Source organism: Hyunsoonleella sp. J2K-J805 (assembly GCF_057167125.1).
Genome location: NZ_CM169901.1, coordinates 1,605,153 through 1,631,402, shown reverse-complemented (window position 1 = coordinate 1,631,402; position 26,250 = coordinate 1,605,153). Strand labels below are relative to the sequence as shown.

At 35.1% G+C, this 26,250-nt stretch carries 21 protein-coding genes; 16 read left to right on the top strand and 5 right to left on the bottom strand.

What is annotated here, in order from left to right:
* The first annotated feature begins 482 nt into the window (after nt 1–482).
* The 5 genes from gyrB (at nt 483) to secDF (ending at nt 8,620) form a co-directional block, all read left to right on the top strand.
* Entirely contained in the window at nt 483–2,432 is a 1,950-nt protein-coding gene (gene gyrB, locus AC1B0Z_RS07135) for a DNA topoisomerase (ATP-hydrolyzing) subunit B (RefSeq protein WP_483794930.1), read from the top strand.
* Between the two features lie 154 nt (nt 2,433–2,586).
* Nucleotides 2,587–3,603 carry a DUF6588 family protein gene (locus tag AC1B0Z_RS07130; protein WP_483794929.1) on the top strand — a complete coding sequence of 339 codons (1,017 nt, stop codon included), beginning with the start codon at nt 2,587–2,589 and terminating at the stop codon, nt 3,601–3,603.
* Nucleotides 3,604–3,831: 228 nt separating this feature from the next.
* Complete coding sequence (locus AC1B0Z_RS07125) at nt 3,832–4,758, top strand: malate dehydrogenase (RefSeq protein ID WP_483794928.1); 927 nt, start codon at nt 3,832–3,834, stop codon at nt 4,756–4,758.
* Between the two features lie 73 nt (nt 4,759–4,831).
* Nucleotides 4,832–5,449, top strand: coding sequence for a hypothetical protein (locus AC1B0Z_RS07120; RefSeq protein WP_483794927.1), 618 nt, complete (start codon nt 4,832–4,834; stop codon nt 5,447–5,449).
* A 177-nt stretch (nt 5,450–5,626) separates the two neighbouring features.
* Entirely contained in the window at nt 5,627–8,620 is a 2,994-nt protein-coding gene (gene secDF, locus AC1B0Z_RS07115) for a protein translocase subunit SecDF (protein WP_483794926.1), read from the top strand.
* Between the two features lie 309 nt (nt 8,621–8,929).
* Here secDF and AC1B0Z_RS07110 read toward each other — a convergent pair whose 3' ends face one another.
* Together AC1B0Z_RS07110 and AC1B0Z_RS07105 are read right to left on the bottom strand one after the other, a co-directional pair.
* On the bottom strand, nt 8,930–9,715 hold the full coding sequence (locus AC1B0Z_RS07110; protein ID WP_483794925.1) for a class I SAM-dependent methyltransferase: 786 nt from the start codon (nt 9,713–9,715) through the stop codon (nt 8,930–8,932).
* 16 nt (nt 9,716–9,731) lie between these two features.
* The gene (locus AC1B0Z_RS07105) at nt 9,732–10,223 is read right to left on the bottom strand and encodes a CIA30 family protein (protein ID WP_483794924.1); all 492 of its coding nucleotides are present in this window, start codon (nt 10,221–10,223) and stop codon (nt 9,732–9,734) included.
* 266 nt (nt 10,224–10,489) lie between these two features.
* On the opposite strand from AC1B0Z_RS07105, the gene AC1B0Z_RS07100 reads away from it, so the two are divergent.
* From AC1B0Z_RS07100 to AC1B0Z_RS07085, 4 genes are all read left to right on the top strand, one after another.
* A complete protein-coding gene (locus tag AC1B0Z_RS07100; protein WP_483794923.1) occupies nt 10,490–12,106 on the top strand; it encodes a CTP synthase in 1,617 nt (538 codons plus the stop codon).
* A gap of 109 nt (nt 12,107–12,215) precedes the next feature.
* Nucleotides 12,216–12,578: an endonuclease domain-containing protein gene (locus tag AC1B0Z_RS07095; protein WP_483794922.1), complete on the top strand. Its 363-nt coding sequence runs from the start codon at nt 12,216–12,218 to the stop codon at nt 12,576–12,578.
* Nucleotides 12,579–12,622: 44 nt separating this feature from the next.
* On the top strand, nt 12,623–14,521 hold the full coding sequence (gene yidC / locus AC1B0Z_RS07090; protein WP_483794921.1) for a membrane protein insertase YidC: 1,899 nt from the start codon (nt 12,623–12,625) through the stop codon (nt 14,519–14,521).
* Nucleotides 14,522–14,610: 89 nt separating this feature from the next.
* Nucleotides 14,611–15,306: a toxin-antitoxin system YwqK family antitoxin gene (locus AC1B0Z_RS07085; protein WP_483794920.1), complete on the top strand. Its 696-nt coding sequence runs from the start codon at nt 14,611–14,613 to the stop codon at nt 15,304–15,306.
* Nucleotides 15,307–15,835: 529 nt separating this feature from the next.
* Here the strand turns inward: AC1B0Z_RS07085 and AC1B0Z_RS07080 are convergent.
* Nucleotides 15,836–17,224, bottom strand: coding sequence for a fasciclin domain-containing protein (locus AC1B0Z_RS07080; RefSeq protein WP_483794919.1), 1,389 nt, complete (start codon nt 17,222–17,224; stop codon nt 15,836–15,838).
* Between the two features lie 192 nt (nt 17,225–17,416).
* On the opposite strand from AC1B0Z_RS07080, the gene mnmA reads away from it, so the two are divergent.
* From mnmA to AC1B0Z_RS07045, 7 genes are all read left to right on the top strand, one after another.
* On the top strand, nt 17,417–18,604 hold the full coding sequence (gene mnmA, locus AC1B0Z_RS07075; protein ID WP_483794918.1) for a tRNA 2-thiouridine(34) synthase MnmA: 1,188 nt from the start codon (nt 17,417–17,419) through the stop codon (nt 18,602–18,604).
* Between the two features lie 24 nt (nt 18,605–18,628).
* A complete protein-coding gene (locus AC1B0Z_RS07070) occupies nt 18,629–20,236 on the top strand; it encodes a S8 family serine peptidase (protein WP_483794917.1) in 1,608 nt (535 codons plus the stop codon).
* Nucleotides 20,236–21,177, top strand: coding sequence for an NAD(P)H-dependent flavin oxidoreductase (locus AC1B0Z_RS07065; RefSeq protein WP_483794916.1), 942 nt, complete (start codon nt 20,236–20,238; stop codon nt 21,175–21,177). The genes AC1B0Z_RS07070 and AC1B0Z_RS07065 overlap by 1 nt, the downstream gene beginning before the upstream one ends.
* Before the next feature lie 323 nt (nt 21,178–21,500).
* Nucleotides 21,501–22,880 (top strand): MATE family efflux transporter, encoded by a 1,380-nt coding sequence (locus AC1B0Z_RS07060; RefSeq protein ID WP_483794915.1) that lies wholly within the window; start codon nt 21,501–21,503, stop codon nt 22,878–22,880.
* A gap of 32 nt (nt 22,881–22,912) precedes the next feature.
* Nucleotides 22,913–23,158: a four helix bundle protein gene (locus AC1B0Z_RS07055; RefSeq protein ID WP_483794914.1), complete on the top strand. Its 246-nt coding sequence runs from the start codon at nt 22,913–22,915 to the stop codon at nt 23,156–23,158.
* Between the two features lie 160 nt (nt 23,159–23,318).
* Complete coding sequence (locus AC1B0Z_RS07050) at nt 23,319–23,546, top strand: hypothetical protein (RefSeq protein ID WP_483794913.1); 228 nt, start codon at nt 23,319–23,321, stop codon at nt 23,544–23,546.
* A gap of 9 nt (nt 23,547–23,555) precedes the next feature.
* Nucleotides 23,556–24,125, top strand: a complete 570-nt coding sequence (locus tag AC1B0Z_RS07045; protein WP_483794912.1) for a phosphatase PAP2 family protein — start codon at nt 23,556–23,558, stop codon at nt 24,123–24,125.
* A gap of 250 nt (nt 24,126–24,375) precedes the next feature.
* Here the strand turns inward: AC1B0Z_RS07045 and meaB are convergent, their stop codons facing one another.
* Together meaB and AC1B0Z_RS07035 are read right to left on the bottom strand one after the other, a co-directional pair.
* Nucleotides 24,376–25,446, bottom strand: a complete 1,071-nt coding sequence (gene meaB / locus AC1B0Z_RS07040) for a methylmalonyl Co-A mutase-associated GTPase MeaB (protein WP_483794911.1) — start codon at nt 25,444–25,446, stop codon at nt 24,376–24,378.
* Between the two features lie 155 nt (nt 25,447–25,601).
* Nucleotides 25,602–26,156 (bottom strand): DUF2911 domain-containing protein, encoded by a 555-nt coding sequence (locus AC1B0Z_RS07035; protein WP_483794910.1) that lies wholly within the window; start codon nt 26,154–26,156, stop codon nt 25,602–25,604.
* Nucleotides 26,157–26,250 lie beyond the last annotated feature (94 nt).

The following is a 26,250-nucleotide window of genomic DNA, read 5'->3' as shown; positions in this document are numbered from 1 at the left end:
GGAAATGTTAGAGCCACACAAATTAACCATATTCGTAAAACGCCTTTTTTAAGTGTCATTATTATTTACTTATAAAGTTCAGGACAAAATTATATTGAACTTATATACTAAAATGTGACATACATCATGTTTTGGGAATTATATTTTTTTCTTAAGCTTTGATGGGGCAAAAAAAATATTTTTAGTGTGAAAACATCAAAAACTTCAAACTTAATACAGCAGAAATATAGCCTTAGAGTAATTTTTTAAAAATTGTGTTTTCGGTAGAGGTTTAAAATGAGCTAAAATCAAATTTAAGACACTTTTTAGACGTTTTAAGGCACTTTTAGATAATTAACAATTGTTGATAATTATTGGATAAACTATCATAAAACCTTTATAAACGCGTCTTGATTTCGTATATTTGTTTGTATTCAGAAGGATGCTATGTGGCGTCTTTTTTTGTGAAATACAATTAAATAAAAAACATAGAAAATATTAATATGAGCGAGCCAAAAGAAGAATTTAACAAGCATAATTATTCGGCTGATAGTATTCAGGCCTTAGAAGGTATGGAGCATGTGCGTATGCGTCCGTCAATGTATATTGGAGATGTGGGGACACGAGGTTTGCACCATTTGGTTTATGAGGTGGTGGATAACTCGATTGATGAAGCTTTAGCGGGGCATTGTAACAACATTACCGTAACCATAAATGAAGATAACTCCATTACTACTGAAGATGATGGTCGTGGTATTCCCGTAGATTTACACAAGAAAGAAGGAGTGTCTGCACTTGAGGTTGTAATGACTAAAATTGGTGCGGGTGGTAAGTTTGATAAGGATTCTTACAAGGTTTCTGGTGGACTTCACGGTGTTGGTGTAAGTTGTGTTAATGCTTTATCTGAGAGTTTAAAAGCTACAGTTTATAGAGAGGGAGAGATTTGGGAACAAGAGTATGAGCGCGGAAAAGCATTATATCCTGTTAAAAAAACGGGTGCGACTGATAAAAGAGGAACTACGGTTACTTTTAAACCAGACCCAACTATTTTTACACAAACTTTAGAGTATAGTTATGATACTTTAGCGAGTAGATTGCGTGAGTTAGCGTATTTGAATAAAGGAATTACGGTACATTTAGTTGATAAGAGAGCGGTTAAGGAAGATGGTGAGTTTGAGGGCGAAACATTTCATTCTGAAAATGGATTGTCTGAGTTTATCCAGTATTTGGATGCGACACGTGAACCTTTAATGAAAAATGTAATTGCTTTTGAAGGTGAAAAGAATGGTGTACCTGTTGAGGTCGCTATGATTTACAATACATCTTATGCAGAGAATTTACATTCTTATGTGAATAATATTAATACGCATGAAGGAGGAACACATTTATCTGGTTTCCGTAGAGGGTTGACGCATACGTTGAAAAAATATGCGGATGAATCTGGTATGTTAGATAAATTGAAGTTTGATATTGCTGGTGATGATTTCCGAGAGGGATTAACGGCTATTGTTTCCGTAAAAGTGCAAGAACCTCAGTTTGAAGGACAAACGAAAACGAAATTAGGAAATAGAGAGGTTTCTGCATCTGTAAGTCAAGCAGTTTCTGAAATGTTAACGGATTATTTAGAGGAAAATCCTGATGATGCTAAAACCATTGTACAAAAAGTAATTTTAGCGGCGCAAGCGCGTCATGCAGCCCAAAAGGCGCGTGAAATGGTACAGCGTAAAACAGTAATGAGTATTGGAGGTTTACCTGGGAAATTATCTGATTGTTCTGAGCAAGATCCTGCAAAATGTGAAGTATTTCTTGTTGAGGGAGATTCGGCAGGTGGAACTGCAAAACAAGGTCGTGATAGAGCATTTCAAGCCATTTTGCCATTAAGAGGTAAGATTTTGAATGTTGAAAAAGCAATGACGCATAAGGTTTTTGAAAACGAAGAGATTAAAAACATATTTACTGCACTTGGTGTTACTATTGGAACGGAAGAGGATAGTAAAGCTTTAAACTTATCTAAATTAAGATACCATAAAGTAGTGATTATGTGTGATGCCGATATTGATGGTAGCCACATTGCTACTTTAATTTTAACGTTCTTCTTTAGATATATGAAGGAGTTAATTGAAAACGGTCATATTTATATAGCTACACCGCCATTATACCTAGTGAAACGTGGTGCTAAAAAACAATATGCTTGGTCTGATGACGAACGAGATAAAATCATTGAAGAATTTGGTGATGGTTCAAAAATCCAACGTTATAAAGGTCTGGGGGAGATGAATGCTGAACAACTTTGGGATACTACAATGAATCCAGAGTTTAGAACCATGCGTCAAGTACAAATAGATAATGGTACTGAGGCAGATAGAATTTTCTCTATGTTAATGGGTGATGAAGTACCACCTCGTAGAGATTTTATTGAGAAAAACGCTATTTATGCAAATATTGATGCATAAATAAGCACTAAATAACGTACTAATGTAACCCTGATTCGAAAGAATTGGGGTTATTTTTTGGTTTAATATACCGATGAAATACGTTTTTTTTCGATAAAATGTTGTTTCGTGTGATTTTTTTTATACATTTGTAAAACCAAATCTAAGAATCATAATGAAAAAGTTAACCTTATTTATTATTTTAACACTTTCAGTTACACTTTCTAAAGCTCAGAATGATTTAGATGCACTTTTAGCTGCTGGTATTGAGGACGCTGAACGATTCGCTAATGATTATTTAGCCCCTGGAACCAATGGTTTAATGCATAGTATGAATGCTAATTGGTTTAATTCTGGAAAGGCTAAGCCTCTTGGTGGTTTTGAAATTTCTATTATAGCTAATGCAGCACAATATGGAGATGATCAGAAAATGTTCAACATGAACACTTCCGATTATAATAACATCACATTTACGCAAGGTGGAAACCCTCAGATGGTGGCTAGCGTACTTGGGGAAAATGATCCTACAGTATTTGTTGATATTCAGTACGAAGATCCCATTTTTGGGAACCAAACTGAAACATTAGAATTACCAGATGGTATTGGAGATGGTACTGGTAACTTACTGCCTACTGCCTTTATTCAAGGGGCTTTAGGTTTAAGTAATGGAATAGAATTAAAAGCGCGATTTGTGCCAACTGTTGAGACGGATGAAGTTTCATTAAGTATGTATGGTGCAGGACTTCAAATAGAATTTACCGATTGGCTACCTGCTGATAAGTTATGGCCAATTGCCATTTCAGGAGTAGTGGCTTACACACATTTGGATGGTAAGTACGATTTAACAGATTCTTCAGGGATTGATGGTGATGATCAGCGCATAGAAAACAAAACCAATACATGGTTGCTGTCATTGGTAGCGTCTACAAAACTTCCAGTAATTAATTTCTATGGTGGTTTAGGATATATCAAAGGAAAGTCAGAGTCTGATTTACTAGGAACATACATCGTTACAAACGGATTGATATCGGCAGAGCCTATTGTTGACCCATTTTCGGTGTCGAGTGAGGTTTCAGCTGTAAGAGGAACAATAGGAACAAAATTGAAATTAGGTTTTTTTAGACTTAATGCAGAATATCATTTATCTGAATTTAATGCCTTTTCCGTAGGCTTAAACTTCGGATTTAGATAAATTTTTAAATAGTTTTCGTAATAATTATTTTAGTTTTTTAGTTAGTTTTTATTTAATTTAGTTAAAAGTGTAACATTAATTTGTTACACTTTTTTCTTTTGTGTTTTCAATTGGTAATCGTTTTTAATTTAAGTAATTTTGTATGATTAAAATCAGGAAATGAAGCTATTACCAGTTTTATATTTGTGGTTTTAAAAATTAAAATAAAAACAACGTAAACATAAAATTATGAAAGTTACTGTAGTTGGAGCAGGGGCAGTAGGCGCAAGTTGTGCCGAATATATTGCCATTAAGGATTTTGCATCTGAAGTTGTATTGTTGGATATTAAGGAAGGTTATGCCGAAGGTAAAGCTATGGATTTAATGCAATGTGCATCTTTAAACGGGTTTGATACAAAAATTACTGGAGCAACAAACGATTACTCTAAAACAGCTGGAAGCGGTATTTGTGTGATAACATCAGGTATTCCTCGTAAACCAGGAATGACAAGAGAAGAATTAATAGGAATTAATGCTGGTATTGTAAAAACTGTATCTGCAAGCTTGATTGAGCATTCGCCAAATACCATTATCATCGTAGTAAGTAACCCAATGGATACTATGACCTATTTGGTTCACAAAACCACGGATTTACCAAAAAATAGAATCATTGGTATGGGTGGAGCATTAGATTCTGCGCGTTTTAAGTACAGATTGGCAGAAGCTATGGAAGCACCTATTAGCGATATTGACGGTATGGTAATTGGTGGGCATAGTGATACTGGTATGGTGCCATTAACAAGTCATGCAACAAGAAACAGTATAAAGGTTTCAGAATTTTTATCAGAAGAAAGATTGGAGCAAGTGGCTGCTGATACCAAAGTAGGAGGTGCAACATTAACCAAATTATTAGGAACTTCAGCGTGGTATGCACCAGGGGCAGCAGTAAGTGGTTTAGTGCAAGCGATTGCATGCGACCAAAAGAAAATGTTCCCTTGCTCAACTTATTTAGAAGGTGAGTACGGATTAAATGATATCTGTATAGGTGTTCCAGTAATTTTAGGAAGAAACGGTATTGAAAAAATTGTTGATGTTCCTTTAAGTGATGCTGAAAAGGCACATATGAAAGCTAGTGCTGAAGGCGTTACTAAAACTAATGCGTTATTAGAGTTGTAAATCACCGAAAACTCTTACTCATATTTATATAAAGACTGTAGAGATACAGTCTTTATTTTTTTATATTTGCCGCATGAGTCTAAAAAAGTACATAGGCATACTAGTTATTTTAACAGCCATCATTGGTTTTGTAAATCACCACCAAGTAGATTTACACAATCAGGAAATTGTACTTCAATATAACAATGTAGAACATGCCGATGTTGATACTCAGGTTGCTATTTCCATCTTAAAAAGTGAACTTCAAAATCTTGGAGTTACAAATTATAAGGTTGTTGAAAACGGAAATGGTAAATTAAAGATTACTTATTTCAGTAATAATGATGTGGCTTCGGTAAAGCGAGTACTGTTAAACCGAATCAGGTCTCAGCTGGATACTTCAGATAATGATGAAGATCTGCCGTTTGACGTTCCTCTTGAAGACCAAGATATAGCTTACAACCTAGATGTTCATGAAATACAAAACGGAAATGAAACCGATTCTGGACTTAAAGGTATTGTAGTTTTAGAATTAAAGCCTAAAGCCGATAGGTTTGACAAGCCTAAAACAGCACCATCTTCATTTCACAAACATTCCGAGAAGGAGCATGCCGAATCAAATGTGGCATTCAATTTTCATAAAAGAAATGTATGCGCTTTAGATAAAGCATTTCAGCAAATACCAGAAGTTAGAGCAGGACCTCACTACTAATGGGAAAAGGGTTATTAAAAAGTTCCCACACTCTGCCGTTTCGGAATTTCAAAAAGCCTTGAAACGATAGCTTTCTCAAAAAGCTATACAAATTCATATATAACATAAAAATTGTCAAATCTAAATGCAAAGTATATATTTGCGCGTTTAGAAAATTTTGATCACAAACATTTAAAAATGCAAAATAAAGGAGTAGTTAAGTTATTTGCTATTTTGTTTGGTTTGGTAAGTATTTACCAATTATCATTCACATTTAAAGCAAATCAAATTGAAAAAGAAGCTGAGGAATTGGCGATAAGTAAGTTCCCAGAAACAGAAGAGGACTATCGTGCTAAGCGCAGTCAAGAAGAAATAAGCTATCTAGACGCGAAAGCAACAGATACCGTTTTTAATTTAGGCGTTGCAAAATATACCTACAACGAGGTAAAGCAAAAAGCCATGAATCTTGGTTTAGACCTTAAAGGAGGTTTAAACGTTATTCTACAAGTATCGGTAAAGGACATATTGAAAGGATTGGCGAACAATACCAAAGACCCGGTTTTTAATACAGCTTTAGAAAACGCTTCAGAACTTCAAAAGAATAGTCAAAATACGTATTTAGAAGATTTCTTTATCGCTTTTGATGCCATTAAGGGTGATAAAAAACTAGCTTCACCTGATATATTTTATACCAAAGCTTTAGATGGTGAAATTGATGGTGGCATGTCTGATGAAGAAGTACAAGGTATCATCGAGACCAAGATTGATGAGTCTATCGTCTCTGCGTTTGAAGTATTGCGTAAGCGTATTGATCAGTTTGGTGTAACACAACCTAATATTCAGCGTTTAGGGAATTCAGGTCGTATTTTAGTAGAATTGCCTGGTGTAAAAGATATTGAGCGTGCTACAGGATTATTACAAAGCACTGCGCAATTGGAGTTTTGGGACGTGTACAAAGGTCAAGAATTTCAGCAATTTTTATTTCAAGCAGATCAAGTTTTAAAAGATATCGCGAAAGTAGAGGAAGATACACAAGACCCTGAACCACAAGATGAAGAAGATGCTACAGAGGATAAAATTGATGAACTTCTAGGAGAAGCAGCTACAGATTCAACACAGGTTAATACTGCTACCGCAAATCCATTGGGAAGCTTAATTAGAGGCTTTGGGTATCAAGGAGGACCAGTTGTTGCTTCTTTCGAAATTAAGGATAAAGAAACAGTTCTTGAGTATTTAAATAAACCACAAGTAAGAGCTTTGTTGCCTGCCGAAATGCGTTATGTAAAATTTGCATTCAGTAAACCAGAAAAAAATAGTGAGATTGTTGATTTATATGCTCTAAAAGGTAACAGAGATAGTACTCCAGAATTAAGTGGTGCTGTTGTTACGGATGCAAGACATGCTTTCGGGCAAACAGGAAAGCCAGAGGTGTCCATGCAAATGAATAGTAAAGGTGCTAAAATCTGGGAAGAAATGACAGGTAGGGCTTACCAACAAGGTGGACAAATTGCTATTGTTTTAGATAATGTGGTGTATTCTGCACCGGGAGTTACAACAGGACCAATCTCAGGTGGTAATTCCTCAATCTCTGGAAACTTTAGCTTAAATGAAGCAATAGATTTAGCAAATGTATTGCGAGCTGGTAAATTACCAGCTTCAGCAGATATTATTCAAAGCGAGGTTGTTGGACCATCGTTGGGTCAAGAATCTATCGATAGTGGTACCATGTCGTTCTTAATTGCTTTAGCGGTAGTGTTGCTATGGATGATTTTCTACTACGGAAAAGTAGGTGGATTTGCAGATATCGCTATGTTGCTAAATATCCTATTAATCTTTGGGATTTTATCGGGATTAGGAGCGGTGTTAACTTTACCTGGTATAGCGGGTATTGTATTAACCATTGGTATGTCGGTAGATGCTAACGTGCTTATTTTCGAGCGTGTAAGAGAAGAGCTTGCTAAAGGAAAAGGACAAAAAGAAGCCATTAAAGACGGATTTAGCAATGCATTGTCATCAATTTTAGATGCCAACATTACTACTGGTTTAACAGCATTAATTCTATTTATTTTTGGTACAGGCCCAATTAAAGGATTTGCAACTACCTTATTAATTGGTATTGCAACATCATTATTTACTGCAATTTTCATTACAAGGTTATTGGTTGACTGGTATACTAACCGAGGCGGAGAATTAACATTCTCAACAGCTATTACTAAAAACTTATTTAGAAACATCAATGTAGAATTCTTAAAGAAAAGAAAGATAGCTTACATTATTTCAGGAATTTTAATAGCCATAGGGTTAAGCTCATTGTTTACAAATGGATTAGACCAAGGGGTAGATTTTGTTGGAGGTAGAACATATCAAGTGCGTTTTGCTCAAGACATGAATCCTTCTGAGATTACAGATGTCTTATCAGATCCTGCAGTATTCGGTAGTGCCAATGCCAAAACATTTGGGGATGCTAACCAGTTAAAAATCACAACTAAATATAAAGTGAATGAAACTGGTGCTGAGGTTGATGAAGAAATAAGATCATCATTATTTAACGCATTACAGCCTTATTTTGACGGTATGACTTATCAAGATTTTATAAGTGATGCCGAAGATAAAGCCGTTGGTTTAATGCGTAACGATAAAGTAAGCCCAACCATTGCAGATGATATCAAAAACGCGTCATATTTTGCGATTATAGGATCCTTAATCGTTGTATTTCTATACATTCTACTACGGTTTAAAAAATGGCAATACTCACTAGGTGCTGTAGCGGCGGTATTCCACGATGTATTAATCGTCTTGGGCATCTTCTCATTAACCTATAAGTTAATGCCGTTTAACATGGAAATAGACCAAGCGTTTATTGCGGCAATCCTCACGGTAATTGGGTATTCGTTAAACGATACCGTGGTAGTATTCGATAGAATTCGTGAGTTTTTCAACGAGCACACCAGTTGGGAATTCAACCGCGTTGTAGACTCCTCATTAAGTAGCACATTAAGCAGAACCTTAAATACATCCTTAACCACATTGGTGGTGTTACTATCCATTTTTATCTTTGGTGGCGATTCTATCCGTGGGTTCATGTTCGCATTAATTGTGGGTGTTATCGTAGGTACTTACTCGTCATTATTTATTGCAACACCAATAATGTACGATTCAGTAAAAAAATTAGAAAGTAAAAAGAAGGACTAACTCAAACTTTTTCTTTTTTCAAAGCCTGTTAACGTATGTTGGCAGGCTTTTTTTAGTAAAACTCTATTTTGAAAAGTCCGAAGGACGAATTCAAAATAGATAGTTGAACTAATCCCGCTTTTCAGCGGGATCTCAGTTTAGATAGTTATTAGACCAATACTTATGATGTTTTTTATGGCGTTCCCCTTTCGGGTCGGGCTTTCACTACTCAATCCCTCCTTCGTCGGGGATTTCAAACATGCCGTTCAATCCCTAACGCGCCCCATCTGCTAAGTGTCATGTCAAAACCAAAAAATACTGTATGTATGCTTAAGCCTTTTCAGCAACCACATATAAATAATCGCCTTTATCATTTTGGTAAGCATCCATAATATGTTTTATAGCACCACTATAAATATCCTCTCGTAGTCGTTCCAGTCCACGTTCCACCTCCTCTTTATTTGATAAATGAGAAAACGAAGAAATACCATGCCGTATCTGCTCATCAAAATACGATTCAGGATTGTGTTTACCACAATACAAGAATTTATCTTCTAAATTTGGTTGAATAAAATAAGTGTGAGTATCTTTTAGCTGAAGTCCAGACTGGGAAATAGCTTTTTTTATAGTTTCTAAATCAGGCATTTGCATTATAGAATCTTGTAGCATTTTTGGAAAATAATGGTTTAACCAATAGCCTTTCATTTGTTTTGGGGTTGAGGTAAAAATTACAATACGCCCTTTAGGTTTTAAAACTCTTTTTAACTCAATAAAAGCTTTGTTTAAATCTGTCCAATGATGAATGGTTAAAGAACCTATGATACCTTCAACCATATTATCGTCCAAACCAGTATCTTCAGCAGTAGCAATACGCCAATCAATTGTATTATTTAATAATTTTGCCTTTTCAAGCATTAGTTTAGAAGGGTCAATACCAATAAACGAATAGCCTTTTTTCGAAATAGCATTTGTGTAATTTCCAGTACCACAACCAATATCTAAATAAATACCCTTCGCATTAGGGTTTAGATGTGTTACAAGTTGTTTTGTTAGGTATGTGTCGGCTTTCCTAGTAGAATTATAGTCAATACCAATAGTATCGTATTTGGTGCTCATAATGAAAATGTTTTACCTATTGTAAAGTAATGCTATCAATTGATAATTCAAAAGGTTCAGCCTTTTTGTTACCAAATAAAAAACCAAGTTCAGCAATAGTCTCTCCAGAAAAATTTGGTATTTCTAAAGTTCGCCCTCTAAATTTCGGAAATAAATCGGTTAAAGCTATTTCAATAGTTTCCCAATCACCAGAAGTTGTAAAATAAGTAACATAAGAATGTCTTTGCGATGTATCTTCTTTTATTCTAAACTGATAACGTTTCCCATCACCCTTAATCCGCAATACTATTTTGGTGAAACCATTACAATTTACAGTTGTGCCTCTATATCTAACCGAGGAAAATCCGCCATTGTTCTCAAGTGAAATTTTACCATAAAACATGCCATTACCATTATCGTTAATCTTAAAATTTCCAAAAGATTTACCACCCATTACTACGTCATCTACTATTAACCAATGGTTTGTGTTAGATGATGTATTAAAATTGGTGATGGTTTTTTGTTTCATATATATTGAATTTGAAGAAATGGATTATGAAGGAGAAAAACAAGTTGATTTTTTAGTTTCGTTTAACGGATTGACGCATATGCGCCGTTATTTAATGGCTTATATCCGCCGTTAAACGAAGGTAGCGGAAATTTTTACAAAATCAATATCAAACCTTATAGTTTTCAAAGAAAACCACTGTTAATAACATCGTTTTAAATAGTTAAAAAACTATTAACTAATAACTATTTTAATTTTGTAAATTTGCCTGCGTTTATCAGCGCAACATGACGACCAAAACTAAGTACATTTTCGTAACCGGAGGGGTTACATCTTCATTAGGAAAAGGCATAATCGCCGCATCTTTAGCCAAATTATTACAAGCACAAGGGTATAGAGTTACCATACAAAAGCTAGACCCTTATATTAATGTAGATCCTGGAACTTTAAATCCTTACGAGCATGGTGAGTGTTATGTTACCGAAGATGGCGCAGAAACCGATTTAGATTTAGGACATTACGAGCGCTTTTTAAATGTACCTACAAGTCAAGCGAATAACGTTACTACTGGTCGAATTTATCAAAGCGTCATTCAAAAGGAAAGAGAAGGTAAGTTTTTGGGTAAAACGGTACAGGTTGTACCACATATTACCGATGAAATTAAACGTCGTGTGCAAATTCTTGGAAAGTCTGGTGATTATGATATTGTAATTACAGAAATAGGAGGAACCGTTGGTGATATAGAGTCTTTACCATACATTGAAGCAGTGCGACAGTTACGTTGGGATTTAGGGGAACATAATGGTATTGTTATTCATTTAACCTTAGTGCCTTATTTATCTGCCGCAGGCGAATTAAAAACAAAACCTACGCAGCATAGTGTAAAAACATTGATGGAAAGTGGAGTTCAGGCCGATATTTTAGTTTGTAGAACAGAGCATAATCTACCAAAAGATTTGCGCAGAAAATTAGCATTGTTCTGTAATGTTACTGCTGATTCTGTAATCCAATCCATAGATGCATCAACCATTTATGATGTGCCTAACTTAATGCTCAAGGAAGGTTTGGACAAAGTGGTTTTAGAAAAGCTTTCGCTTGATAGTACAAAACCAGAACTTGAAAATTGGAACAAGTTTGTGCACCGCTATAAAAACCCAAAAACCGAAGTCAATATTGGTTTAATTGGTAAATATGTAGAATTACAAGATTCCTATAAGTCAATATTAGAGTCCTTTATTCATGCAGGTGCAGCCAATGAGGTAAAGGTAAATGTAGAATCAGTACATTCTGAATATCTAAATGATGAGAATGCACATTTAATGTTGGGGCATTTAGATGGTGTACTCGTAGCTCCAGGTTTTGGAGAACGTGGAATTGAGGGGAAGATATCAGCTGTAAAATATGTACGTGAAAACAATGTGCCTTTTCTAGGAATTTGTTTAGGGATGCAAATGGCAGTAATAGAGTTTGCGCGTAATGTACTGAATTTAAGTAACGCCAATTCAACTGAAATGGACCCTGACACATTACATCCGGTAATTGATTTAATGGAAGAGCAAAAAACCATTACCAATAAAGGCGGTACTATGCGTTTAGGGGCTTGGGACTGTGCCTTAATGCCCGGTAGTAGGGTTGAAAAAATTTATAAAACAGAGCATATTAGCGAGCGTCACCGACACCGTTACGAATTTAATAGTGATTATAGATATCAAATTGAAAAAGGTGGAATGCAAGCTACAGGATTAAACCCAAAGACAGATTTGGTAGAAATTGTCGAAATTTCAGATCACCCTTGGTTTATCGGGGTACAATATCACCCAGAATATAAAAGCACAGTGGCCAACCCGCATCCTTTATTTGTAGGGTTTGTAAAAGCATCATTAAAACATAAAAACTCTAAATAAGTGCCATTGTGGCATTTTATTATATATTGGACAGCTTTTTGACATACAAAACCGTCCTCTCCTTTTTAAGGAGAGGTGTCCGCAGGACGGAGTGGTTAACTTAAGTAATATGAATAACGAAATTCATAACAGAACATATTTAAAAGGCTTCCGAAAGGACTTAAGAAACAATGCCACTAAGGCCGAATCTAAATTATGGAAAGGTCTGAAAGGGAGTCAGTTGGATGGAAGAAAATTTAGAAGACAACATAGTATTGAAAATTATATTGTTGATTTTTATTGTCCTTCTGAAAAATTAATAATAGAGGTTGATGGGAAAGTTCATGATAATTTCATCAACAATGAAAACGACTTTAAAAGAACAAATTGTCTAAATCAACTTGGCTACATTGTAGTTAGATTTACAAACAATGAAGTTTTTAAGGATATAGACTTAGTGTTAGAAGCTATTAAAGACAATTTTAAACAATAACCACCTCTTAATCTCCTCCTATAAAAGGAGGAGTATATAAAATTATGGAAGAAAAAAAGTTAGATATTAACTCGATTATAGGTTTTGTTCTCATTTTTGGAATAATGATTTACATGTTCTGGCAGAACAAACCAACACCAGAAGAACTAGAGGCCCAAGAAAAAGCAAAACAAGAACAGGTTGAAGCGGAGCAAAAGGCAAAAACCGATAATCAAACTTTAGTTACCACACCAGAAGACTATGTGCCCGCTAAGGATTTAGATTCTATTGGACTTATTGAACTCAAAAACAAACTAGGAATTTTAGCATATTCTGAAACACTAGCTACTGGAGAAAACGAAACCGTAGTGGAGACTGATGTTTTTAAGCTTACTTTTAACCATAGAGGAGGTTACTTATCTGAGGTGAAATTGAAGAATTTTGTAGATTATGATTCAGTGCCTATCTACATTATTAAAGATAATAACGCACTTTTTAATCTAGGTTTTGGTACTACCGATAGCAGGGTTATCAATACTAAAGAACGCTATTTTCAGCCTACGGTGTCCAAAAATGGTGAAAACACTATAGTTTCAATGAAATTTAAAGTTTCTGAAAGTAAATTTTTAGAATACAGATATGAGTTGAAGCCAGATGATTATATGATTGACTTTAGCGTGAAGTCTCAAGGTTTTGGAGATGTCATCAACAGTTCTCAAGCTATTGATTTAGATTGGAAATTGAAAGGGTACCGCCATGCTAAAAGTATTTCATATGAGAACAGATATACTGATATTCATTATGAACATGATGGCGGAAATGCAGATTACACTGGAATGGGTGATGCAGATGACGACTTAAACGATGTTGCTTGGATTGGGTATAAGCAACACTTTTTCTCTTCTGTTTTATTAACGGATGCACCATTCAAATCTGCAAAAATCACTACTGAAAATTTAGTAGAAGATGAAGCGGTAGATACCGTTTATACCAAAATGTTTGCTTCTAAAATTCCTTTGGAATTAAAAGGGGGTGAAATCAACGAATCAATGGATTGGTACATTGGCCCTAACGATTTCAAAATCTTGAATAGCTATGATAGAAATCTAGATGAAATCGTACCATTTGGCTGGGGTATTTTTGGCTTGATAAACCGCTATATCTTTATGCCACTTTTTAGCTTCTTGGGTGGTTTCATGCCTTATGGAATTGCTATTGTAGTAATGACCATTTTAGTAAAAATATTATTGTCGTTCGTACAATACAAACAATTTTTATCTCAGGCAAAAATGAAAATTTTAAAGCCAGAGCTGGATGCCATTCGAGAGAAGTATAAGGATAATAAAATGAAAGCGCAGCAAGAAACCATGGCATTGCAAACCAAGGCAGGCGCAAGTCCGTTGGCAGGCTGTTTGCCAGCGTTAATACAGTTGCCAGTGTTTTATGCGCTCTTCCAGTTTTTCCCTTCTGCGTTTGATTTAAGGCAAAAAAGCTTCTTGTGGGCAGAAGATTTATCATCTTATGATACCATAGCCAACTTACCATTTAATATTCCGTTCTACGGAAGCCATGTAAGTTTGTTCCCAATCTTAGCGGCTATTGCTATATTTTTCTATATGCAATTAACCACAGGGCAAAATATGCAATCGCAACCGCAACAGGAAGGCATGCCCGATATGGGTAAAATGATGAAGTATATGATGTATTTCTCTCCAATAATGATGCTGTTCTTCTTTAATAACTATGCCTCTGGGTTGAGTTTGTACTACTTCATTTCAAATTTAATTAGTATCGGAATCATTTTAGTAATCAAAAATTACATATTGGATGAGGATAAAATCCATGCACAAATTCAAGAGAATAAAAAGAAGCCAAAAAAGCAAAATAAGTTTCAGGCCAGAATGAAACAAATGATGGAGCAGGCAGAACAACAAAAGCAAATGCAACAGAAAAGAAAAAAATAAATTTAAAGCTGCCTTTTGGCAGCTTTTTTGTTATACCAAATTTTACCAATTGCCGTTAATAATTTATTTACCTCAAGTTTAGCTTATTAATGAAAAAACTAGTCTTTATCTTTTTTTTATTTGTTATTGTAAATGGGCTGCTAGCTCAAACCTTTAATCAATTTAATGAAAATGGCAAACGCCATGGTGTTTGGAGCAAGTATTTTGACGGTACTAAAGTTTTAAGATATGAAGGGGCATTCAACAATGATAAGGAAATAGGGGTTTTCAAGTTTTACAAAAACATTAAAGGAAAAGCTGTTTTAAGTGCAACCCGACAGTTTAATGATAGCACAGATTTAGCTCTGGTCACTTTTTTTACTTCAAAAGGTAAAGTTATCAGTAAAGGTAAGATGCGAGGTAAAATTTATGTCGGTACATGGGAATATTACCAAAAAGATTCGGATAAACTTTTAACGCTTGAACATTACAATGACAACGGGCAACTTCACGGAAAACGATTTGTTTATTATAAAAATGAGCAAGTGGCCGAAGAAACAAATTATACAAATGGGTTGCGTCAAGGCAAAGCGATTAATTATTCTTTAAAAGGAGTTGTTTTAAAAATTATATTTTATGTTGATGACGAGCTCCATGGAGACGCTAAATTCTTTAATCCTAAGGGCGAGCTAATTGTTGAAGGCCAATATAAAAAAGCAAAGAAACACGGGATTTGGCAGTATTATGAAAAGGGTAAGTTAAAAGAAACTAAAGACTTCACGCCAAAAAGTAAATATAAGCCGTAAAAAAGCCCCTTAATTTCTCAAGGGGCCGTTTTCATAGACAATTTTTATTACTAACTATAAACTTTAAAACTTGCCTATACCAAACAAACCAAACTAAATATTTTAAGGTAAAGGTGGTAAAACAACCTTGATGATTACGTTTGTAACACCATTTTAAGCTTAAACATCAACAGCAATTATGTTGCTTACCCTGTTGTCTGCATCAGTCAAGGCTGCACCACCCAAGATATTTGCTGATATATCCACCTTATGCTATTATTTTAACTATTATTAATACAACTGCTTTGTTTAACAAATTTACAAAAAAAATAAACAAAACAAAAATTAAAATGAGATTATATTATATATTAACGGTCTAATTTTCAAACTATTGGCGTATTTTAATTGTGTATTGATGCATAATCCAGTTTTCATTGTACCTCAAAATGAAAAAAGCCTCCTAATTTCTTAAGAGACTTTTTTGTAGGCAATATTTTAATAACTAACTATAAGATTTAAAACTTGCCTATACTAAACAAACCAAACTAAATTACTGTGCCGCTGGAAGCAACACTTTATCTATAACATGCACAACACCATTGGTTGCGTGTACGTTTAATAAACTTGGCACTAAGCCTGCAGCAGGATTACTCATTGCTGCATCTTGCACTGTTAAAGCAGTTACATCTATCCCTACATTTTGATCATTCAACATTTCAACATCTCCAGTAACTAAATCACTCGAGAATACGTAAGCACTAGCTTTCACTACGTGGTGGGTTAGAATTCCGGCTACGGCAGCTGGATCTGTACTATTTATTGTATCTGCGTCTAATCCTTCAGCTAAAAATGCTGCGTCTGTTGGAGCGAATACTGTGAAAGGACCATCTGTACCAAATGTATCACCTAAGCCAGCTCTTTGTAAGGCAGTAGCCAACAACGTGAATTCTCCAGGGTTACCGCCTGCAAAATCTGCTACAATTTCATTTATTGTTTGAGTAGGTGGTAATAAAGTTCTATCAATCACATGTACAACGCCGTTAGATCCAGAAATATCTGTAGCTACTACATTAGTTGTACCATTGATAGTTACACCAGCGCCTGCATTAGTTAAGTAAAAGTTACCTCCGGCCGTTGCTATTTCTGCAGCGGATCCTGCTGTTGTAGGAAGATCTGCAGCATTCACAATTCCATCAATAACGTGATAAAGTAATACTGCATCAGCACCATTTACATCTGTAATACCTGCTGCTTCAAAAGCTGCATTTGTAGGTGCAAAAAGGGTAAGACCGTTTCCGCTAGGCCCATTTCCTAAGAGAACAGTTAATAAATCTGCGTTTGCATTTTGCACTGCAGCTATTAGTGTTGTAAAATCTTTGTTAAAGAATGCAGGTGCCACTATGGTACCTACTATTGGGGCTATTGATGGCGGTACCATTACATTATCAATTATGTGTGCTACACCGTTTGTGCCTAAAGCATCAACTCCTACAATTTGAGCACCGGCAATAAATGTACCAGTATTATCTGCTGTTATTGTTGCTGTTTCTCCGTTTACCATTTGTAAATCACCAGGAGCAACTAGGTTCGATGTTAGCGTAGCAGTGGCATATACATGATATTCTAAAACGTTTCTTAATACATTTTCTGGAATATCGTCTATACTAGTTTGACCTATTGCTGATAATAATGCATCAAAAGCATCATTGGTAGGAGCAAAAACTGTAAAGTTTCCGTTTCCACTTAATGTGCTAATTAAATCTGGATACTTTAAAAGTGCTGCTTCTAAGCTTGACAATTGAGGTGTGGCTTGAACGATTTCAACAAGACTGTTTGTTGGAACAAATGGCTCTGGACCATCATCATCACTACAGGAGAATACGAATACTGTAGCTAAAAATAGCATTAAAAATCTTTTTGTGGCTGTTAATGTTTTCATAGTATTTTTATATTTAAAATATTTTGTTTAACAAATATATAAATAAGTTAAACATAAAAACAAATTACGTTTCATAAAAAAATGTAAAAATTAAACAAAATATCTTTTTTGTGCATTTCATCGATGTTTTTCTTTTAATGATAAGCTTAGTTTTTGTGTATCTTTGCACTCTCAAATTACGTCATGTGGTTTATGGAAAGAGTAGTCATCGGACTTTCAGGAGGAGTAGACTCTAGCGTTGCAGCATATATATTAAAGGAGCAAGGCTACGAGGTTATTGGCTTGTTTATGAAAAACTGGCATGACGATTCTGTTACCATATCTAATGAATGCCCTTGGCTGGATGATAGTAATGATGCTATGCTGGTGGCCAATAAATTAAATATTCCGTTTCAAACTGTAGATTTGAGTGAACAATACAAAGAACGTATTGTGGATTACATGTTCAAAGAATACGAAAACGGCAGAACACCAAACCCTGATGTGTTATGTAACCGTGAAATTAAGTTCGACGTATTTATGGATATTGCTCTAGAACTAGGAGCTAATTATATAGCTACTGGTCACTATTGCAGAAAAAATATTCTAGAAAAAGATGGACAGACCATTTATCAATTACTTTCTGGTGTTGATACTAATAAGGATCAATCTTATTTTTTATGTCAGCTATCACAAGAACAATTATCTAAAGCTTTATTTCCGATAGGAGAACTCACAAAAACAGAAGTAAGGGCTATTGCTACAAAATTAAATTTAGTCACTGCAGAAAAAAAAGATTCTCAAGGACTTTGTTTTATTGGAAAAGTAAAACTTCCTGATTTCCTGCAACAACAGCTTAAGCCTAAACAGGGTGTAATAGTTGAGGTTCCAGAAAATGCATCTATATATAGTGATACAAAAAAGCAATTTGTTACTAAAGAGAATGAACTTCAATATCTATCAAGAAAAATCGATTATAGCATCGATAATGGTAAGGTAGTTGGAGAACATCAAGGGGCGCACTATTTTACAAAAGGGCAGCGTAAAGGTTTAGCCGTTGGCGGCACACCAGAACCACTTTTTGTTATTGATACCAGTGTTGATGACAATATTATATATACTGGACAAGGAAAAAACCACCCTGGACTTTTAAAGAAAGCCCTTTTCATTAATAATAATGACATACACTGGATACGAGAAGATTTAGCTTTAAAAACAGATGAATCTTTAGAAGTGAATGTTCGTATAAGATATAGACAACCACTTGAAAAAGCAATGCTCTATAAATTTGAAAACGGACTATATATAGAATTTGAGTCATTACAATCTGCAATTACTGAAGGTCAATTTGCTGCTTGGTATATTAAGGACGAACTTATAGGTTCAGGAGTTATTTCGTAACTTAGTGAGTCCAAATCGCTTGTTATGAAAAACATTTACCTTGTTTTGTTAGTGTGTTTTTTACCACTTTTCTCAGGTGCTCAAGAAGATGCATGGGTGTTTTTAATTGACAAGGAAAATGTAGCAGCTTCAATAGCTAACCCTTCTACAATTCTTACCCAAAAATCTATAGATAGAAAAAATAAACATGGGGTTTTAATTGATAGTCGTGATGTCCCTGTTAATGAAAAATATATTACCCAAATAAAAAGTGCTACGGGAATCATTGTTTTAGCAAAATCTAAATGGTTTAATGCCGTTCATGTCAGAGGAAGTCAAGCAGATATTGAGGCTTTAGGAAATCTCAGTTTTGTCAGCAATATCGATTTTGCAAATGATAATCTCAATTCAGATAAGCGTTTTAAATCTAAAAAAATAGATAAGTTAGAAGGCGCATTAACTAATTTTAATTATGGTAATGCCGCCAATCAAATTGAAATGTTCAATGGGAATGAGTTGCATATGCTTAATTATAAAGGTTTAGGTATAACGATTGCCGTTTTAGATTCGGGTTTTCCAAATGTGAATACCATAGAGGCTTTTCAAAGGATGAGAGATGACGGACGTTTACTTGGAGCATACGATTTTGTTAATAGGGATAATGATGTTTATACAGGCACTACAAGTAACCATGGAACGTTGGTGCTGAGTGGTATGGTAGGTTATATTGAAAATCAATTTGTAGGAACAGCACCAGACGCTTCTTATTATCTATTTATTACCGAAGATGCTACTAGTGAGACACCAGTTGAGGAAAGTTATTGGGTTGAAGCTGCAGAAAGGGCCGATAGCTTGGGGGTGGATATCATTAATACGTCTCTAGGGTATTCAGATTTTGACGGTACAAAATATGATTATGAGCCATCTGATATGGACGGCAATACCGCTTTTATTACTAGAGGTGCAACTATAGCTTTTGAAAAAGGGCTTTTACTTGTAACGTCTGGAGGTAACTCTGGAAGCTGGGGTGTTACCGCACCAGCAGATTCTCCAAATGTACTGTCAGTGGGCGCAGTTGATGCCTTGGGCGATTATTTAGATTTTAGTTCTGTTGGAACCGTGTTTCAAAGTGTTCAAAAACCAGATGTAGTTGCACAGGGAGGGTTAAGCTATGTAATTACTGAAAACAATGTTGTTGCTCGAGCAAATGGGACATCGTTTAGTGCACCAATTTTAGCTGGTGGGATTGCCTGTCTATGGCAAGCCCTTTCAAATAAAACCAATGTTGAAATCATGCAGTTGGTAAAAGAGTCAGCATCACAATACAGCGCGCCAGACAATTTTTTAGGACATGGTATCCCTGATTTACAATTGGCTTTGAATACCGGTTTCTTGAATAATCCAACTGAACCCGAAGATTTTGATGTGAAACTGTTTCCAAATCCTGTAAATGATTTGCTTTATATAAATTTAAGGTCAGAGGATGTTACTGCCACCGTTAGTATATATAATGTACTGGGCAAAAAGTTAAATTCGTTTTTAGTTTCTGTGGAATATAACGAAATTGATATGTCTTCCTTTTCCAGTGGAATTTATCTAGCAAAAGTTGATACAGAAGGTATATCAAAAACAATCAAAATTATTAAGCAATAATGCGCAATAGAATTACCGAACTTTTTAATATAGAATACCCAATTGTTCAAGCTGGTATGGTATGGAATAGTGGTTGGCGACTAGCCTCTTCAGCTAGTAATTCTGGGATTTTAGGTTTGTTAGGAGCAGGTTCAATGTATCCTGAAATCCTTAGGGAGCATATCCAAAAATGTAAAAAAGCTACGGATAAGCCGTTTGGGGTAAATGTACCAATGTTATATCCCGACATTGAAAAATTAATGGATATTATAGTTGAAGAAGGTGTGAAAATCGTCTTTACTTCTGCTGGAAATCCTAAAACTTGGACAACATGGCTGCAAGAGAAAGGTATTACTGTAGTTCACGTTGTAAGTAGTGTAAAATTTGCATTAAAAGCCCAAGAGGCAGGTGTTGATGCTATTGTAGCCGAAGGTTTTGAAGCTGGAGGGCATAATGGAAGAGATGAAACTACGACACTTACTTTAATTCCCATGGTTAGGGAAAGCATAAACATACCATTGATTGCGGCAGGTGGGATAGCTACTGGTAGAGGAATGTTGGCCTGTATGGTTCTGGGAGCTGATGGTGTACAAATAGGTAGCAGATTTGTGGCTAGTGAAGAAAGTTCGGCTCATGATGCGTTTAAGAAAGTGGTCGTTGACGCAAAAGAGGGAGATACACAATTAACCTTAAAAGAATTGGCTCCGGTAAGATTGATTAAAAATAAGTTTTATGATGATGTACAGGCGCTATACCAAAAAGGTACAACCGTGGAGGAACTTAAAGCACTTTTAGGTAGGGCTAGAGCAAAAAAAGGTATGTTTGAAGGTGATTTAAATGAAGGTGAATTAGAAATTGGTCAGATTTCTGGATTAATCCATGATATTAAACCTGTAGATGTCATAATCTCTGAGATAATCAATGAATTTGAGATTGCAAAGACTGAAATATCAAAATTGTAACCGAACTAATTTAGAACTGCAAGCTAAAAGACTTGATTATTTTTATAACAGTTTAGAAATAGTACTACGAAAAGTAAATTAAAAAGGGGAAATTTTTATTTCCCCTTTTTTGTGTAGAAACATACCCTTTAATTTTTTAATCCCTAATTTAAAAATGAAAGCTGGATGTTTCTTGATGCTATTTTGTTAAATAAGGAGGGATTATTATGTTCCGTAATGTATGAATATACTTCAAGTCAAATCAGGGATTTTGCTTTTATTTATTAACATTTGTTAATAAACTAGAATTGGGTAATACAAGCTGTAAATTCTACATTTGCACAATGCAATTGCAAAACTATACCAAAGAGTTCAAATATAATTGGCAGCTAGCATCTCCCGTGATGTTGGGCATGCTAGGACATACGTTTGTGAGTTTTGTAGACAATATTATGGTGGGGCAATTAGGTACTGCCGAATTAGCTGCAGTATCTTTGGGTAACAGCTTTATGTTTATAGCCATGTCCTTAGGTATTGGGTTTTCAACTGCCATAACACCATTAATTGCAGAAGCAGATGCCGAACAAAATTTTAGAATAGGGAAGTCTTATTTTAAACATGGTCTCTTCTTATGTACAGTTTTAGGAGTTGCACTGTTCGCTATGGTGTTTTTTGCAAAACCGCTCATGTATTTTATGAAGCAACCAGAAGAAGTTGTGCAGCTCGCCATTCCTTATTTAGACTTGGTGGCGGTTTCACTTATTCCTTTGATTATTTTTCAAGGCTTTAAACAGTTTAGTGATGGGTTGTCCATGACAAAATACCCCATGTATGCTACTTTACTTGGTAATCTTGTAAATATTGTTTTGAACTACATGTTGATTTTCGGGAAATTCGGCATGCCGCAACTAGGTATTGTTGGTGCTGCGTATGGTACATTAGCTTCAAGAATTATTATGGTGGGGTATTTATGGTTTTTATTAAAACGAAATGAAACATCTCGACACTATGTGACACAAATTAAGTTCTTTGTTTTAGAAAGATTGATGATTAAAAAGATTTTTAATTTGGGAGTGCCGAGTGCAATGCAAATGTTTTTTGAAGTAGCTATTTTCACTGCAGCAATTTGGTTAAGTGGCTTGTTAGGGAAAAACCCGCAAGCAGCTAATCAAATCGCTTTAAATTTAGCTTCAATGACATTTATGGTAGCCATGGGTTTAAGTGTTGCAGCTATGATTCGGGTTGGGAACCAAAAGGGGTTGAGACAGTATAGGGAATTGAGGCGTATTGCTTTTTCAATTTTTTTATTTGGGTTTGTGTTTGCGGTAGTTTTCGCTATTCTGTTTTTAATATTTTATAATCAATTACCGAAAATATATTTAGATCACAACGACATTGTAAATACTTTAGATAATCAAGAGGTTTTAGAAATTGCATCTAAATTATTATTGGTTGCTGCCGTTTTCCAGATAAGTGATAGTATTCAAGTATTGGTATTAGGGGCGTTAAGAGGTCTGCAAGATGTTAAAGTGCCTATGCTTTTGTTGTTTGTGGCTTATTGGATGATAGGGTTCCCAATTTCTTGGTTTTTAGGAAAAGCCGATGTTTACGGCAGTATTGGTATTTGGATAGGACTGTTAGCGGGATTAACAGCCGCAGCAATTTTATTGTATATTCGATTTAATTTTTTGACGAAGAAGTTGATTAAGTTACAAGTGAGCTAAAATGCCTAAAGTATTTAAAGTTAAGAGTAATTATGACTAATAAAGAGTTTGCAATAAAACTTGAAAAACGTACTGTAAAGTTCGCGATAGCTGTTATAAATTTATCTTCAAGTTTACCTAATACATCTGAGGCTTTAGTATTGAGAAATCAACTTTCTAAGTTAGGTACTAGTATTGGAGCAAATTATAGAGAAGCAAATCGTTCAAGAAGTCCGAAAGATTTCAAAAATAAAATTAAAATCAGTTTGGGTGAAGCTAGTGAGACTGATTACTGGTAAGAAATTATTTAAGAATTGAACTGGGAAACTAAAAACGTAACTGATTTACGAAAGGAAGCTAAAGAACTTTTAGCCATATTTACATCCATAGCTAATAAATTATAACTTTGTCTAGAATAAACTTAAGCGTACTTAAGGCACTTACAACTTAATACTTAACATGACACTCCCAAAATTTATATTAGGTGATAACACCGATTACCCGAATGCCATATTTGTAATTCATACAGAATTTCCGAGATTTATAATCAATCTAGAAAATGATGAGGTGGAATGGTTTGAAGACTTTGATGCCGAAGATCAACAAGAGTTAGAACATGAAGCTGAAAATGCTATAAAATCAGCAACCGAGTTTTATGATGCTGAAATTGCAAAATATGACGAATAAGTTTGTAGTATGATAGAACAACTTTTAGAATACGATACCGAGCTATTTTTATTTTTGAATAATTTGGGTTCTGAACCTTGGGATAATTTGTGGCTAATAATCACAAATAAGTTAACTTTTATTCCACTTTATGCAGTACTCTTGTTTTTGTTGTACAAAAAATTTGGGGCTAAATCACTTTTGGTATTTGTGATTGTGGTGGCGTTGATGATTACGTTCACCGACCAGATAACTAATGTATTTAAACGCGGATTTGAAAGACCAAGACCATGTGGAAACCAAAGCATAAATGACGCAATGCGAATGGTTGCTGCGTATTGTGGCAAATATGGTTTCTTTTCAGGGCATTCCTCAAATTCTATGGCTGCTGCGGTGTTTGCTGGTTTAGCATTACGGCCTTACTATAAAAATCTGATTTTTATATTATTGTTTTGGAGTGCGGTGGTGGCATATAGCAGAATTTATGTAGGTGTGCATTACCCTTTAGATATTGTTTGCGGATTAACTTTTGGCGCTATTTCTGGGTTTCTATTTTATAAGTTGTCTCAGTATCTTTTAAAGAGATTTGAATTGCAATAATTGTACACCTCCCTTAATCCCTCCTTATTAGGAGGGAAACTGTTACGTAGGAGTTTCCCTTCTAGAAGAGGGGAGTAAGGGGTGTGTTTTTAGGTTTGATATTATAATATATCGAAACTTGTAATACCTGAGAAGTTAGGAATCCAATTGATATCAACTAAGGGAGTAACTTAAGAATAGATTCCTGCCTTCGCAGGAATGACAGAACATTTAAAATTTTTTAAGGAAACTTTGCGTCTTTGCGAGAAAACTAAAGATTCAAAATAAACTCTGCAGCAGCAAAAGGCGTAGTTTCATTATTTTCAACTAAACTAAGTTGTTTCTCTAATGCCTTTTTGATTTCAGAACGATTAAAGAAATCAGACTTTAATTGATTTTCTATAGTTTGAATAAGCCAAAACTTATTTTGCTCACTTCGTTTCTTATCAAAATACGTATTGCTTTTGGTTAGCGTTATATATTCTGAAATAAGCTCCCAAATGGTATCAATACCTCTATTATTTAAAGCACTACACAGCGATACTTTTGGTATCCACCCAGAAGATTTCTGAGGATAGAGGTGAAGCGCTCTATTAAATTCAACCCTTGCTAGTTGCGCTGCCTTTTGATTATCACCATCTGCTTTGTTTATGGCTATTGCATCTGCCATTTCAACAATACCACGTTTTATACCTTGTAATTCATCACCTGCACCTGCCAATTTCAATAGCAAAAAGAAATCTACCATACTATGTACTGCTGTTTCACTTTGACCAACACCCACAGTTTCAATTAAAATGACATCAAAACCTGCAGCTTCACATAAAATGATGCTTTCTCTAGTTTTTCTAGCTACACCTCCAAGTGAACTTCCAGAGGCTGAAGGACGGATATAAGCATTGTTGTTTTTAACCAAAGATTCCATTCTGGTTTTATCACCTAAAATACTGCCTTTTGTAACTGAGCTGCTTGGGTCTATAGCCAGTACAGCTACACGTTTGCCTTGAGACGTTAAATGTTCGCCAAAGGCTTCAATAAACGTACTTTTTCCAACACCAGGAACTCCAGTAATACCAATACGAATAGAATTATTTGCATGGGGAAGGCATTGTTTTAAAATGACGTTTGCTTGTTGTTGATGCTTTAGGCTTGTACTCTCTATGAGTGTTATAGCTCGACTTAACTCTGTGATATTTTGGTTTAAAATACCTGCAACTAATGTATCTGCATTGAGTTTTTTACTGCGGTTAGATTTGAGTTTAGAGATATAAGACGGATTGATAATCTCCGAATCGGAAACCCCATCTGTAGTTTTTAAAGCCGTCTTTTTTTTGTTTGTCACAATTTAAAGCAATGAGTCTCTAAGATAGTATTTTATTTAGATTCCCGTTTTATTCATTGCCTACTATTTAATAATAATGAATTCATGAATCTTTCGATTTCACGGGAATGACAAATTATTGATTACGTTGCGGAGCAACGTAAAGTTCTTTACAATTAACGTAACGGCACTTTAATGCGAACATCATCCCAAGCCATAGTCATGAATAGTTTATCGGTAGAATTATCAAAGGCTATGGTAAATTGTTCCACGGTTGTATCGAGATTTTCAACAGGAGCAACGTAGTTTATTACATCAAATTCTGGTTCTCTTAGTGGCTTATGAGATATATGGTCTACGCCCCAAGGGTATTGTTTGGAGTTGAAGATTACGGTCCACGCCGTATCATTAGGGATGGTCCATAATGTATATTTTCCGGCTTGAATGTAACCGTTTCCTATTTTAAGTGGTTGATTAGTCTCGAACGTTGTGGCTTCGTTGGCGCCTGTTCTCCATACCTCGCCATAAGGCACTAAGGCTCCAAAAACTTTTCTTCCACGTTTTGAGGGGCGGTTATAAAACACATTCAGTTTTAAATCGTCAACTTTAAAGGCTACGTTTTTCTTCGGACTTTTTCGCTTTCGTAATCCGTCGTTAAAATACGAATAGGCAAAAATACCAGCTGCAGCAAGGAATAATACGAAAATAGTACGCTTTAAAAAGGTGTTCATGAAATGAGAGGGTTTTGCAATGCAAAGATACTTTATGCCTAAGTATTAGTAAAGTAGAAACGTGAAATAATTTGGATTGTTGTTTTACAGGTAA